The organism is Symbioplanes lichenis, assembly GCF_030709675.1.
Taxonomy (GTDB): Bacteria; Actinomycetota; Actinomycetes; order Mycobacteriales; family Micromonosporaceae; genus Actinoplanes; species Actinoplanes lichenis.
Genome location: NZ_JAUZQD010000012.1, coordinates 25,957 through 39,772 on the forward strand (window position 1 = coordinate 25,957; position 13,816 = coordinate 39,772).

At 69.7% G+C, this 13,816-nt stretch carries 8 protein-coding genes; all 8 read right to left on the reverse strand.

Features of this window, described 5'->3' with window-relative positions:
* Window positions 1-3 precede the first annotated feature (3 nt).
* Window positions 4-489: a GNAT family N-acetyltransferase gene (locus RAN62_RS27150; protein ID WP_369077205.1), complete on the reverse strand. Its 486-nt coding sequence runs from the start codon at window positions 487-489 to the stop codon at window positions 4-6.
* A 19-nt stretch (window positions 490-508) separates the two neighbouring features.
* Entirely contained in the window at window positions 509-835 is a 327-nt protein-coding gene (locus tag RAN62_RS27155) for a type II toxin-antitoxin system TacA family antitoxin (protein ID WP_305787613.1), read from the reverse strand.
* Window positions 836-902: 67 nt separating this feature from the next.
* On the reverse strand, window positions 903-3,245 hold the full coding sequence (locus RAN62_RS27160) for a glycoside hydrolase family 127 protein (protein ID WP_305787614.1): 2,343 nt from the start codon (window positions 3,243-3,245) through the stop codon (window positions 903-905).
* Entirely contained in the window at window positions 3,242-5,899 is a 2,658-nt protein-coding gene (locus tag RAN62_RS27165) for a glycosyl hydrolase (protein ID WP_305787615.1), read from the reverse strand. The genes RAN62_RS27160 and RAN62_RS27165 overlap by 4 nt, the downstream gene beginning before the upstream one ends.
* Window positions 5,896-9,084, reverse strand: a complete 3,189-nt coding sequence (locus RAN62_RS27170; RefSeq protein WP_305787616.1) for a glycosylhydrolase-like jelly roll fold domain-containing protein — start codon at window positions 9,082-9,084, stop codon at window positions 5,896-5,898. The genes RAN62_RS27165 and RAN62_RS27170 overlap by 4 nt, the downstream gene beginning before the upstream one ends.
* Window positions 9,077-12,184: a family 78 glycoside hydrolase catalytic domain gene (locus RAN62_RS27175; protein ID WP_305787617.1), complete on the reverse strand. Its 3,108-nt coding sequence runs from the start codon at window positions 12,182-12,184 to the stop codon at window positions 9,077-9,079. Before RAN62_RS27175 ends, RAN62_RS27170 begins: the two co-directional genes overlap by 8 nt.
* A gap of 206 nt (window positions 12,185-12,390) precedes the next feature.
* Window positions 12,391-13,104 (reverse strand): anti-sigma factor family protein, encoded by a 714-nt coding sequence (locus tag RAN62_RS27180; RefSeq protein WP_305787618.1) that lies wholly within the window; start codon window positions 13,102-13,104, stop codon window positions 12,391-12,393.
* Entirely contained in the window at window positions 13,101-13,652 is a 552-nt protein-coding gene (locus RAN62_RS27185) for a sigma-70 family RNA polymerase sigma factor (RefSeq protein WP_305787619.1), read from the reverse strand. The genes RAN62_RS27180 and RAN62_RS27185 overlap by 4 nt, the downstream gene beginning before the upstream one ends.
* Window positions 13,653-13,816 lie beyond the last annotated feature (164 nt).

Consider the following 13,816-nt stretch of genomic DNA (forward strand, 5'->3'; position numbering starts at 1 on the left):
AGATCACACCAGGTCGCCGTATCCTTCGAGCGTCCTCCGGATGTCTTGGAGCAGGATGTAGAGGTCGTTCGGCCGCCGAGGGTCACCCAGCGGGCGAAATCCGTGCCGGACATGGAAGGCTCGCGCCCGGTCGTCGAAAGCATGGAGATCCATGGCATAGGAGTTCACATACCGGGCTGCGTTCGCCGCGGTGATGAACGCGTGCAAGAGCAGGTCGGAGCCGTAACCCCGGCCTTGAAAGCGCCGGTCGATCGCGAACGCCGCCAGGTAGGTGGAGGGAATCGCGTGCAGCGGCTCGATCGCGGCAAGGTCGGCGGGAGCCTTCTTACGTTCGATCCGGCTGGCGACCAACACGTAGTAGCCGATCACTCCGACATCCGCGTCGACCGCCACCCACGGCTTCGCCGCGTTCCTCCACGCGGCGTTGTTACCCCGGTCGCGGAGATAGTCACTGATCTCAGGGACGCCACAATCAAAGTCTCGACGCATGACAATAGGGGGCGGACAATTACCCCTCGATGACGGGCTGCTGCAGACGCCGGGGTCGCTTGATCATCTCCACCATCGCGTCGACCACTTCCGCCGGCTCCTTGATCTCGGCCGCCAGGCGGTCGTAGACCTCGCCCAGTACCTCGAGCCGGTGATCCTCGTTCAGCACGCGCCTGGCCTCCTCGATCGACGCACCGAGCATGAACTCAGTCACGGTCATGCGCTTGGCGGAAGCCGCTTGCCGGATGAGGGCAGCGTCGCCCGCCGTTGCCCGGAGGTTGATGCGCTCGGTCCGGGACGGCGGAGACACGGCCGACTGCTGCGACGCGGGGTCGGTGGCGGACATGGGGCACCCCTCTCTCCGCCATCCAATGTACGTACATGTACTCACGCCGTCAATGACAGAGACTGAGTCACGAGCTGAGCATGAAGTCGGCGACGGCGGCGTCGAGGTAGGGGTGTTTGGGGTTCTGGGAGCGGCCCAGGTAGTTGAAGTGGGTTGCGCCCAGCAGGAGGGCGCCCATGCGTGGGGACTTGTTTTCGCCGCTCAACACGTCGTCCACATAGAACTGCAGGGTCTTGCCGACGACGATCTTGACGGTGGTCCAGGTGCCGACCGGGAGGGCGACGGCGGCGTCGACGTAGTCTTCGCCGTCCATGCCGCCCAGCTTCAGGGCGAAGCGGGCCGTGCCGTTGCCGGTGCGCGGGGTCAGGAACATGTAGCTCTGGGTGTTGAAGCCGAGGTCGAACACGCGGGCCGAGTTGGCGATGCTGTTCAGGCGGACGGCCACCGAGATCGTCAGCTCGGTCAGGTTGGCGGGCAGCCCGGCCGGGAGCGCCACGTGCGCCCCCTTGCCGTCGAGCTCGATGCCCCGCTCGCCCGCCACCGCGCCGCCCGCGAGCACCGCGTCGTCCCAGCGGCGGGTGCGATCCCGCAGCGATCCGGTCAGCGGGTACGCGGCCACGACGCCCCGGCGCCGGACGGGCGGCAAGGCGAAGTAGACGCTGTAGTGCTCGTGGTGCACGTCGAGGAACGGGCTCAGCCGCAGGTCGCCGAGGCTGAACTCGGCCCGGCCCGGTTCCCGTCGGAGCAGCGCCGGGTCCACGGTCGGGACGACGGCCGGCGGGTTGTCGCCGTGCCGCCCGGCCAGCACCAGTGGCCCGTAGGTCAGGGCCCGGATCGCCGGGTTGTCCGGGGCCGCCAGCCAGCGCGGGCGCATCGGCAGGGTCAGTTCCACGACGTCGCCGGTGCGCCACCGCCGGCGGATCGACGCGTACGTTCCCGGGCGTACATGCACCGGCGCGCCCGCGACCCGCAGCGTCGGCCCGCTCACCCAGCCCGGGATGCGGATGCGCAGGGCGAAGCTGCCGCCCTCGGTCACCGTGATCCGGATCGTGTCCGAGTAGGGATAGCCGGTGGTGAGGCGCAGCAATGACCCGCGGAAGGAGATCTCGGAGGGGATGAACAGCTGCACGGTCAGCTCGTCGCCCCGCTGGGCGTAGATCGGCTCGGCGAACTTCGTGTGCGTCTCCAGCCCCGACCCGTGGTCGCAGCTGAAGTTGCCGTAGTCGCTGCTGTACGACCCCGGGTCGGAGACGAGCCCGTCCTTGCCCTTGCGCTGCGTCCCCTGCGACAGCCCGGTGTAGTACGTGACGTTGCCGTGCGCCGAGTCGGGGTCCTGCTCGCCGAGCATCTGGTTGAGCAGCGTCCACTCGTAGTAGTCCAGATAGTCGACGCGCTCGGGCCGCTGGGCGAGCAACCGCAGCGTCAGCTTGAGCATGTTGTAGCTGTTGCAGTTCTCGCAGGTGTTCTCGCCGAGCTGGCTGACGATCTGGTCCGGCGGCCCGAAGAACTCGGCGTTGGCGTTGCCGCCGATCACGTACGTGTGGTGCCCGACCACCTGGTCCCAGAAGTACGAGGCGATGGTCTCGTACCGCGGCGAGCCGGTGATCTGCCAGGCCGCCGCCGCGCCGACGATCTTCGCGATGTCGGTGTTGGCGTGCCGCCCGGCCAGGGTGTCCCGTCGTTCCGACAGCGGCACGAAGATCTCGTCGTGGTCGAACCGCTGCGCCAGCTCGAGATGCGCGGGGTCGCGCGTCACCGCAAAGAGGTTGAACAGTGCCTCGTTCATCCCGCCGAACTCGACGTGCAGCACCTTCTGCATCTGCTCGCGGGTCAGCGCCGACGTGCGCGCGTCGGCCCAGCGCGCGATTCCCAGCGCGACCCGCAGAGCCTGCGACGATCCGAGCAGCCGGTGCTGATCCAGCAGGCCCGCCAGGATCTTGTGAATCGTGTAGTAGGGCGCCCACGGGTTCTTGCCGGCTTCAAGATCGTCGAAGACAGAGGCGGGGAAGGCGGACAGATAGCCGTCCGGGGCCTGACACTCGGCGAGTCCGGCGACGAGCGTGGCCGAGCGAGCGCGCAGTTCGGCGTCGTCGAGGTGATAGGCGGCCTGGGCGAGCCCGGAGAGCAGGTGACCGGTCGTGTGCCCGCGCAGCTGGACGTCGGGAGCCTCCCAGCCGCCCAGAGCGAGAGCCGTGCTCGGCCGGCCGGCGGTCACCCGGAACATGTGCAGCATCCGGTCCAGATCGACGAACCGCAGATACGCAACCGTGCGCATCATGTTCTGCCGGTAGCGACTGTCGAGCAGCCGGACATTTCCGGATCTGACGGAAGGCGAACCCGAGGCCGGGGCTGCGGCGGCCAGGGCGATCGGGACGGCCGCGCCGGCCCCCAGGACAGTACGTCGTTTCATCGGTACCACCTCAGCTGGACGGGCCCGATCAGGCCGTAAGCCTGCCGGGCGGCGATGCCGAACACCTCGGGACTCGTGGTCCGCAACCGGTTGAGCAGCGTCGAGGCCACCTCGACCTCGACGGTGTTGCGCCCGGTCCGCAGCCAGGGACCCAGGTCCACGACCGGATCGAGCACGTCGGCGGGCGGCAGGGCGCGGCCGTTCACGCGTACGCGACAGGTGTCTGTCACCTCGCCCAGGTCGAGCCACGCCTTGAGCCCGCGCGGCACGTCGAAGGAAGTCCGATATGTCCCCACGCCGGACACGTCCTCCAGCCCCGGAATCGTCGACCAGGGCGCGAGCGCCTCAAGCGTGACCCGGTGCCGGGACACGCCCGAGGGCTGCCAGTCCTCGACCTCGAGATCCCACCGCGACAGCGCGGTCGTCTCGCCCGTCGAAACCTGCACGGGCGGCACCGTGATCCGCCCCGGCCGCAGCGCGATCAGCATGGACTGACCGGGCTTCAGCGTGGCCCGGACCCGGACCCGGTTCCCCGAGCGCTCGAAAGGCACGCCCGAAATGTCGCCGGTCCAAGCATCGAGGAGGCGCGGGACAGCGTTGCGTGACTGAGCGGTCAGCCACACGTCCACGTCGATGTCGGTGATCTTCCGGTTCTCGGCGTGCCGCGCGTTCGCCAGGTAGTAGTAGTCGGTGTCCCCGTCCACCCGGTGCACGGTCATCAGCGTCGACTTCTCGTACTCGACGTCGCGGGTGATGCCGCTGAGCGCCGCCGGGATGCCGGTGGCGTCGGCGACGACGGTCGCCCGGGTGAGCAGCTCCCGCAGGACCGTCTGCAACGCGGCGTTCTCGCCGGGCGCGGCCAGCCCGGTCACGTGCGCGTCGGAGGACCAGTCGCCGAGCACGATGATCGGCAGGCCGGCCCGGGCGAGCGCGAGCAGCTTCCGCGCGGCGCGCAGCGAGATCGTGTGCTCCCGGCCCCGGAACGCGTCGCCCTCCAGGATCAGCGCCTTGTAGGCCGGGCCGTCCGGCGCCAGCCGCCCGCCCCGGACCACGGCACTCGGCAGATCCAGCGCGGACTCGGTGAGGAAGCCGTGCGTCCAGCCGATCGGGATGCCGTCGTTCGTCGCCCAGGACGCGCCGATGCCGGTCGCGGTCCAGCCCTTCTGGCGGAAGAACGCGATGTCCGTACGGGCGCGGCCGGTGCGCAACACCAGCTGGGTACGCGCGAACCACCCCGCGATGTCGGACACGTGCCGCCACGTGGGCTGCCGTGGCCCCCACGCCTCGGCATAGCCGATCCCGTTCCCGTTGTACGGGGAGAACGCCGCGAAGCCGGGCCACGCCGCCCCGGGTGCCGTGGCGTACGCGAACCCGTGCAGCACCGCCTGGTTCACTCCCCCGGCGAACACGCTGCCCATCGTCTGGAGCACCTTGTCCCACGTGGTGCTGTAGGCGCCGTTCGCGTAGGCCGCCGACTCGCACGACAGGAGCGCGTGACCCGCCATGTCCCGGCCGGACGCGAGGACCCGGTAGTCGTCGAGGTTCTTGAAGCCCAGCGACTCGCTCTCGGGCACGTCGAGCAGGGTCGCGCTGCGGACGGCGTCGGTACGGAGACCGTACGGCTGGACCCGCAGTCGCATCCCGAGACCGTGCGCGAAGTCCCGCAGTGGGATCAGGTGATTCTCGTGATAGAGGTCGGACAGCACCAGGTCGACGTCGTCGCGGACATGATTCGAGGTGTCGGAGTCGAAGGCGTAGAGATACTTCTCGTTCTTCTGCACGACGATCGGCAGACAGGGCAGCAGGTCGTAACCCGCCCGCCGCTCGAACTCGCGCAGGAAGCCCGGCGTCCAGATCGTCTCGTCCGTCTCGATCTCCAGCGAGTCCTCGAAGAGGTCGCCGCCGGTGTCGCGCAGCAGCTCGCGGATCTTCCGGGTCAGGATCACCTTGCGCCAGAAGTCGAGCACCACGTCGGTGCCGGCCCGGCCGAAGTGGTCGACCACATAGGAGTCGGGCGACGTGTGCGGGCCGCCCTCGGGCTCCTGCCCCGACCCGCGCTCGGTGTAGGCGAGCAGCACCCAGTCGCCTTCGAGCACCAGGTCGATCTGTCCGCTGCGCAGCGTTTTCACCGAGGCGGGATCGAGCACCCCGGCCGACACCACGCGGGCGATCTGCACGATGTCCGCCTCGACCGTCCCGGAATAGGAGCCGGTGAACGGCGTGACCGTGGTGAAGAGCTCCTTGGCCGCGGCCGGGTGCGCGGGCGTGATCGTCGGCACGGCGGTCGGCCAGGACGGGCCCATGGCGAGGTCGACGGTGAGGTTCCGGGCCTTGGCTCGGCGCAGGGCGGTCTCGACGGCGGCGAGCCAGGCGGGGGTGCCCCAGCCGTGCCCCTCGACGTCGAGGTCCGTACGCACGCTGTGGTGCACGTCCTGGATCTCCACCCCGCCGAAGCCGGCGTCGGCGATCTGGTCGACCTCGCGGGCGATCTCCTTCGGGTCGACCAGCCCGTGCGGCCACCACCAGCGGAACTTGGCGCCGGTCTCGGTCCCCGGGTGAGCGAAACGGCGTTCGAACGACGTGCCTTTCTCCGAGGGAAGAGGCAAGGGCAGCGCCGCGCCGAGGCTGGCGGCCAGTAAGGTTCGGCGTTTCATCGGACGGCCTCCAGCTGAGCGGTTGCGACGGCCTGCGGCCGCAAAGTCACCGGGCCCACGAGCCCGGACGGCAGGATCTTGTTGCGCGAGTTGGCAAGGGTGTTGGTGACCCGCACGCTGATTGTGTTGCTACCGGGCCGCAGTGCGCCGGTCACATCCACGGTGTACGGATGCCAGAGCGCGACCGGCAACGCCGACCCGTTGACCGTGACCGTGGCCAGGTCGTGCACCTCCCCGAGGTCGAGCACGAGTCGTCGCTGCGCGAGGTCGTCCCGGGTCAGGTCGACGGTCGTGTTGTAGACGCCGCTGCCCGAGAACGTCGGGTCGAAGGTCGTCCACGAGCCGAGAGGGCGTTCCTCGGCCACGGCGCCGTCCTTCTCCAGCCGGACGGTCCAGGGGCCGGCGACCGGGATCGGGGTGAGCTGATCGGTGACGGTCACGCTGCCGCGATAGTCTCGGTTGCGACTTGTCCCTTCAAGCCGATAGGTGCCCGGCGCGCCGGCGACGATAGTGGCGCGCAGAACATTCCGGACTTCTTCTACGCGTGTCGCGCTGCCACCGGTCAGGTGCGCGGTCTCCTTGACGCCGGCTCGAAAGACCACACCCAATGTCTCGTACGGCTGCAGCGTGATCGGGACCGCGGAACCGTCGTAGGTCGTGGCCGCCGCCGTCGAGCCGGTGCGCGGGTCCCAGATCTCCGGCACGCCCCGCGCCGGGAAGGTCGCCGTGGTTGTGACCACCTGATCACTCTCGTTGTTGAGCAGGAACGCGATGTCGTCCCCACGCCCGGTCCGCTTGACCCGCACCGCCTCGGCGGCCGGCTGCAACGTCACGGCCCGCTCCCCGAGCGTCGACGTCTTGATCCCGCGCAGCACGCTCCGCAACGCCGAGTCCTTGCCCGTCGCCTCGTGCTGCGGCAGCTCACCGGTGACGACAAGCCGACCGCCGCCCCGGACGAATTCCGCGAGTCGCCGCGCGGCCGCCAGGTCCAGAATCGGCGTCGGCGGCAGCACGACCTGCTTGTAGTCGGCCTTCCCGACCCGCAGCACGCCCCGCGACGACGTGGCGTGGAACCGCGTCGCCGGGTCGCCCGCGAGCGCGTTGTCGGTGACCAGGTCGAAGTCGATCTGCTGCCGTTCGAGGGCGAAGGCGGTCTCGGCGAAGTCCTCGTCGAGCGTGTTCTCGGTCGCCCGGCTCTGCTCGGCGGCCCGCTGCGGCTGGATCAGCGCCGTCTCCGCCAGATCGGTGCCGCGGCCCAGCTCCATGACCCGGCCGATCCACGTGTCGACCGTCGGCATCTCGGCCCAGAAGGTGCTGCGTGGCCCGAACGGCGGCGGGAAGTTGACGTTCGTCTCGTCGGTCCACATGGCGTGCAGGAACGTCTGGTTGACGCCCCGGGCCGCCAGCGCGCCGACCGTGGCGTGCATGTAGTCGGGCGCGATCTGCCACCCGCCGTTGCCGAACGTCTCCATCACCACGCGCTCGGCGCCGCTCTGGTGTGCCGCCGACGCGGAGTTGCGGGCGAGCGTGGTCTGCTTGCCGGCCGTGTAGTCGGTGGTGATCATGTCGCTGCCCGGGACCTGCGCCCACTGGTTGTCTTTGCTCAGGTCGCCGGTGCTGATCATCCGGTCCTGCGGGCCCTCCTCGTCCAGCAGCGGGTTCGAGATGAGCTTCAGCCCGTGCCGGCCCATCCACTCGGCCTGCCGCTTGTAGTAGCTGGTGGCGAAGAGGTTGTTCACCGCCCGCCAGTACGTGCCCGCGGCCGGGTCGATCCCGTTGGACGCCGCCAGGTACGCCGTCCCCGGCTTGCCCCCGGCCGCCTTCACCGCGCCGGCGAGCCCGGGCGACCACGCGAGCCGCTTGAACGGGTGCGGTTGCGCCGAGGCGATGAACGACTCGTCGTCCCAGAAGCCCGGGACGACCGTGCCCATGGCCCACGGCCAGCGCCGGGCGTACTCGGTCGGCACCACGTCGAGCCACGCGTCGACCGCCTCGGGGTCGAGCAGGTCGAGATAGTTGCGGACATAGCCGCTGGAGTCGTCGCGCAGCAACGCCGAGGCGAACACGTCGACCTGCCACCGGCCGGCCGGCACCTTCCAGGTCGTCCCGGTGATTTCGGTGATCGCCGAGCTCCCGATCGGCCGGGCGGCGGCCGCCGTGATGCCGGGCAGCGTGACCCGGTCCTGCGCGAAGCCGGTCAGCCCGGTCGCGTCGGTGAAATCATTGGTCCACAGCGTCGCGCCGTTGCTCACAGTGAGCGTGTCCCACTGGGAACGCTGCGTGCCCTCGGCCGAGACCGCGGCCGCGCCGGACGGGTAGGTCGCGTCGGTGGCGACCGGCTGCACCGTGTTGTTGATGGTCGGGGCGATCGTGTCGCCGGTGACCTTCACCGTCACGGTCTGCGCGCGGGTCGCCGAGAAGCCGGGCGTCGGAATGCCGGTGGTGAGCCGCGTCTTTACGCCGTCGTCGACGCGGTAGACGCTCGCCACGCCCTTCGAGTCGACGTCCACGAGATAGCCGCTCGTGCCGGTGACGTCCGCGCGTACCCACAACTGGGTCCCGCCCGTGGTGAGCGTGACCTTGCCGGTGACCGTGTAGTCCGTCCAGCCCGCGCCCGGCAGCAGCGGCGCCGCGCCGGGCTTCGTGGCCGGGTCGACGACCAGCTTGCCGGCGTCGACGCTGAGCCCGCTGGTCCGCGCCAGGGTGAGCGTCGCCGGACCGTCGATCACGCGGGTCGAGCGCAGCAGCGCCTTGAGCCGCAGCTCGGGCCGCGCCTTGATCGTCCGGTCGCCGATCGTGCCGCCGTTGACGACGAACCCGGCGGCCCGGCCGCTCGGGAAGTTGTTGTCGTTGAACAGCCAGATCTTCATGCCGGTGCGCTTCGCCTCGCGCAGCACGTGCTCCACCAGCGAGAACCACGCCTCGGTGAAGAAGGCGGGCTGCATGGCGTCCCCGCCGTACGGGAAGAGGACCGCCTCGTGGATCCCCTTGGCCCGCATCTCGGCCATCTGCTTGTCCGTGATGGCGGTCGTGATGGTGTTGTTCCAGTACCAGTAGACGGCGGGCATGCTGCTCTTCGACGGGTTCTTGAAGGCTTCGGCGTCGAAGCCCTGGTGTGCGCTCGCTTGGACCGGGCCGCTCAGTGTGAGGAGCACCGCCATTGCGGCGACGAGTGCTTTACGCATGGAAGCTCCAAGTGCCAGGGCCGACGTTCCGGACATTTCCGTCGACGTGCACCTCTGCCGTGGCGCCGTTCGGGACGGTGACGCGCAGGTCGGTTTTCGTGCCGGTGCGCTGCCAGGACACCTTTACCGTGCCGTGCGGAGTGTCGTAGCTGCCTTCCGCGTGGGTCAGGTCGCCGACCACGGCCGGATCAATGACCAGCTTGTCGAAGCCGGCCGAGCCCTCCGCCTGGCCGATGCCGGTGAGCCGGGTCAGAATCCACGAGTCGAGCGCGCCGAGCATGAAGTGGTTCTGCGACTGACCGCTGCCGCCGTCCCAGGTCTCCCCGAGCGACGTGTTCCCCCGCACGACCTGGTAGCCGAGGCTCGGACTGGTCGTCTGTGACGCGACCGCGTAGACGACGTCGTCGCGCCCGTTCTCCGACAGCACACGCAGCACGGACGGGAAGGAGATCTCGCCCATGACCAGGTGGTTGCCGGTGCCCTGGATGCTGTCGACGAGGTGCCGCAGCTGGGCTGCCTCGAGGTCCGCGGGCACCGCGCCCATGTCGAGGGCCAGAGCCGTCGCGCCCTGACCGCCGCCGCCGAAGAGGCCCGTCGCCGGGTCGTAGTACTTGGCCCAGACGGCTGCCGCCAGGGCGTCCGCTCTGGCGCGGTAGGGCGCCGGGTCCTGGCCGAGCACCTCCGCGATCTGCGCCATCCCGTCGGCGATCCGCCAGACGCCGAAGCTGCCCGGGATCGCCTTCGGCATGGCCGGCTTCTCGGTGGTGATCCAGTCGCCGAGCCCGTAGTCGTAGACGCCGTTCACCCAGCGCGCCGTCTGACCTTCCAGGTAGGACAGGTATTGCTGCATGCGCGGCCAGTAAGTCTCCAGCTGCGCGGTGTCGCCGTAGGTCCGATAGACCTGCCACGGCACGAGGACCAGGGCGCCACCCCAGTTCGGATCATCCCGGTACGAGCCGGCCAGGGTTACGTAGTCGGGGACTGTGCTCGGGACGAGACCCGACGCCTCCTGCCCGTCGGCCATGTCCTGGACGATCTTGTCGAGATACGCGCGTACGTCGTAGTTGCGGGCGATGGCGTCGAAGGCGAGCTGGTCCTGTTCGAGCCAGCCCAGCTTCTCGCGGCTCGGACAGTCGGTCAGGACGCTGTTCATGTTGCTCTCGACGGCGTGGCGGGTCAGGCGGTGGATGCCGTTGACGATGTCGTTGGAGCTGGTGAACGTACCGGCGCTGGGGTTGTCGGCCATGACCCGCAGGCCGGTGACGCTGACCTGGGCGTCGCCGACGACCTCCAGATAGCGGAAGCTGTGATAGCCGAAGTCCGGGCTCCAGGTCTGGGTGCCGCCCCTGCTGGTGAAGCTGTCCCAGATCGGGGCGCCGACGTTGCTCTTCGACTGGTCGGCGTGACCGTCGCGCAGCGCCTCGGCCGGGAAGACGCGGATCGTCGTGCCCTTCGGCGCGGTGACCGTGAGCTGCGGGATGCCGGCGATGACGCGCCCGACGTCGTAGATCTTCCCGCTCTGGGTGGCGGGCAGCTTCTCGACCACTCGGACAGGCTCGCTTTTTCGTGCGCTGAGCGCCCCGACTGCCTGTCCCGGCACTGCTGGTTGCCAATTCGCCTTGCCGCCGGGCTTGTTCCAGCCCGGAATCTCGCGGCGGGCGTCGTAGTCCTCGCCGCCGTACCAGTTCGAGGACGTCGTCGCCCCGAGCGTCGTGCGCCAGCTGCTGTCGGTGCCGATCCGCTGCTTGCTGCCGTCGGCGAGGGTCAGCTCCAGCTGGGCGATCACTTGCGGGTCGGCGGCCGTACGGGCGAACTTGCGGTAGCGGCCCGCGGTGTGCAGCGCGTTCGCCGTGCCGTTGCCGACCGCGATCCCGATGGTGTTGGCGCCCTTCGTCACTTGACGCGTGACGTCATAGGCCGCGTAGGTGACCCGGTCGGCGTAGTCGGTGTTGCCGGGCTCGAGGACCGCGTCGCCGACCCGGTGGCCGTTGAGGCTGGGGACGTAGATGCCCAGGCCGGACACGTACAGGCGGGCGCTTGTGATCGTCTTGCCGACGGTGAAGTCCTTGGCGAAGAGCGGGAGCGCCTCGGGCAGCCAGGGGTCCGGGGCCTTCTGGCCGGTCACGGCGGCGGCTTGCTGGAAATTGTCGGTCTGCGCGGTCTGGATCGTGTAGTCGACCGGGAAGTTCGGCGTCTTCCCCTCCGCGGTGAGGGTGTCCGTGCGCGGGTAGAGCAGCACTTGGTCGAGATGTTTGGTGTCGCCCAGATCAATGGTCAGCTGGATGCTCGCGTCGGGGCCGGCGTGCGCGGCGCTCTGGTAGCCCGCGTTGCTCGCCTCCTCCGGGTTCGAGGTGGTGAGCCCGTCCGCGACCAGGCCCGGCTCCCACTCCTTGCGGATCGTCTCCGTCTCCGACGCGGTCACGAACTTCTCGCGGCCCGCGGCGAGGTTGACCTCCGGGACGGCCGAGTCGCGCACCTGCACCTCGGCCAGCTGCAGCCGATAGGTGAGCTGCGGGAAGCGCCGGGCGTCGCCAGTGGTCACCAGCTGGTTCTGCGCGTTGATCGGCTGCTCGGCGAGGGGCAGGCCGAGCTTGGTCACGTCGAGGCGGACGTACCGGGCGTCGCGGGCGGGCAGGTCGACGACGACGGGCTTCGGGGCCTTGGTGCCCAGCTGCCAGTCCCGGTTGGCGATCCACTGCGCGGACCAGTCCCTGAGTCCCGTCTCGAACCAGGTCGGGGCGCTCCAGCCGCTGTTCAGGCCGGACCAGCTGCGGACTCGCCAGTAGACGCGCTGGCGGCTGCCGATGGGCTTGCCCCGGTAGGCAGTCTCGCTTTCGCCGCTCCTCACCCGGCCGGAGTCCCAGAGGTCCGGCTTGAGCAGCAGCTTGGCGAGGGAGGTCGCGGCTTGCACCTGGTACGCCGTCTGGGTGGGCGTGGCGATGCGCCAGCTCAGCTCCGGCGCGGTGGCGTCGGTGCCGAGTGGACGGTCCTGGTGGTTGCTGCGCAGGAAGGTGGGAGCGGGTGTGGACGCTTCGGCGGGCAGGGCCGTGCCGGTGAGCGTGAGGACGGCGGCGAGGAGGATGATGGCACTACGACGCACGGCGACTCCTGTCGTGCAATCGTTTCAAGGACACAACGAAGCGGCGACGCGGCGGAACGTCGCCAGCCGTTAACCGTGGACGTGAAACGTTTTAACAGGTTGGTAATGCTGACCGTAAGCTGCGTCACGTCGATACGTCAATAAGTGATCGTGAATGCGCATGCGAACGGGACGGCCCATGGCGGACCGCCCCGTTCCCCCCGGTGCTACAGAGAAACGCTGGTGTACTGCTTGCCGCCCTCGGTCACGACCCGTACCGAGCCGACCTGGTCGAGCGGCACGAGCGCGCTGCCGTCCAGAGTGGTCCCGTCGTCGGCCCCGGCCTCGGAGACGAGCCAGCTGCCCGCGAGCGTGACCTTGCCCGACTTGTCGACGACCTGCAGCAGGCACCGCTCGCCCTGCGGGATGCCGGCCACGGCCGCCTTGACGCGGATCCAGCCCGGCGCCGGCGTCAGCGCCACGGTGATGCGCGCGCCGGTCGTGGCGTCGACCGCGGTGGCCGTACGCGTGCCCGGCGCAGCCGTCGGCCCGGACGACACCGCGGCCGTGGGCGGCTGGGCGACCGGCGGCGCGTCGCTCGGCGAGGTGAAGCGGCCGACCGCGGCACCCCCGGCCACCGCGGCGGCGACGACCACAGCGGCGGCGATTCCCACGAGCGTCGAGCGGCGGCGGTTCGCCCCGGACGACTCCTGGCGGATCTGCCGCAACGTGCGCTGCAACAGCAGGTCGGCGTCGTCGGGTGGGCCGTCCAGCAGCATCGCCTCGGGCACGGCTTCCAGCGCCATGGTCCACTCCTGCAGGGATTCGGCCTCGGCCCGGCACTCGGCGCAGGTCGCGAGGTGCTCCTCGGCCTGGCGGTGCTCGTCCGCGTCCAGCGACTTGGTCAGGTAGCCGGCGAGGTCCACGTGGTTGATGTTCATGAGGCAGACCGTTCCGTTCCGGCGGGGCTCAGCGACTTGATCTCACGCAGGGCCCGGAGGGCGTAGAAAGAACGTGACTTGACGGTCCCGGGTGGGATGCCCAAGGCCTTCGCCGCCTCGGTGACCGTGCACCCTTGCAGATAGAGCTGTTCGAGCACCTCGCGATGCTCCGTCGACAGCTGGCTCAGCGCGTCGACCACCACCATCGCGTTCACCACCTGCTCGGCGTGGTCCTCGTCGGACGGCACGTCGACCGGGCTCTCCCGCACCTCGGGGGCGCGGGCGTTGCGGGCCCGGATCTGATCGGTGACGATGTTACGGATCACGGTCAGCAGCCAGCCGCGTACCGACCCTTTGCCGTTGACCAGGCTCTCGGGATGGCGCCAGGCCCGGACCAGGGCCTCCTGCACGACGTCCTCGGCGGCGGCCCGGTCCCTGGTCAGCTGCGTGGCATAGGCCAGCATCGCCCGGCCGTGCTCGGCGAACAACGATCTGACCAGTGCCTCGTCAGCCACCTCCCGGCGGCGTTGGAGCCTGAACCCCGGCATGCTCTTCCCACCTTCTCGCACGGCTTCGCCCGGCGTGGCCGACGCCGCCGAGGCTGGCCGGACTGGGAGCGCGCGCCCGGCCATCCCCGACCCCCGTTGCGTCGGTCTGACTCTCCCCACACGAGCGCGGGTTCGGAACGGTTCAGAAAAATTTCTTTGAACCG

Coding starts and splice junctions, on each gene's coding strand:
- RAN62_RS27150 (WP_369077205.1), bottom strand. CDS start 489: ATGCGTCGAGACTTTGATTGTGGCGTCCCTGAGATCAGTGACTATCTC.
- RAN62_RS27155 (WP_305787613.1), bottom strand. CDS start 835: ATGTCCGCCACCGACCCCGCGTCGCAGCAGTCGGCCGTGTCTCCGCCG.
- RAN62_RS27160 (WP_305787614.1), bottom strand. CDS start 3,245: ATGAAACGACGTACTGTCCTGGGGGCCGGCGCGGCCGTCCCGATCGCC.
- RAN62_RS27165 (WP_305787615.1), bottom strand. CDS start 5,899: ATGAAACGCCGAACCTTACTGGCCGCCAGCCTCGGCGCGGCGCTGCCC.
- RAN62_RS27170 (WP_305787616.1), bottom strand. CDS start 9,084: ATGCGTAAAGCACTCGTCGCCGCAATGGCGGTGCTCCTCACACTGAGC.
- RAN62_RS27180 (WP_305787618.1), bottom strand. CDS start 13,104: ATGAACATCAACCACGTGGACCTCGCCGGCTACCTGACCAAGTCGCTG.
- RAN62_RS27185 (WP_305787619.1), bottom strand. CDS start 13,652: ATGCCGGGGTTCAGGCTCCAACGCCGCCGGGAGGTGGCTGACGAGGCA.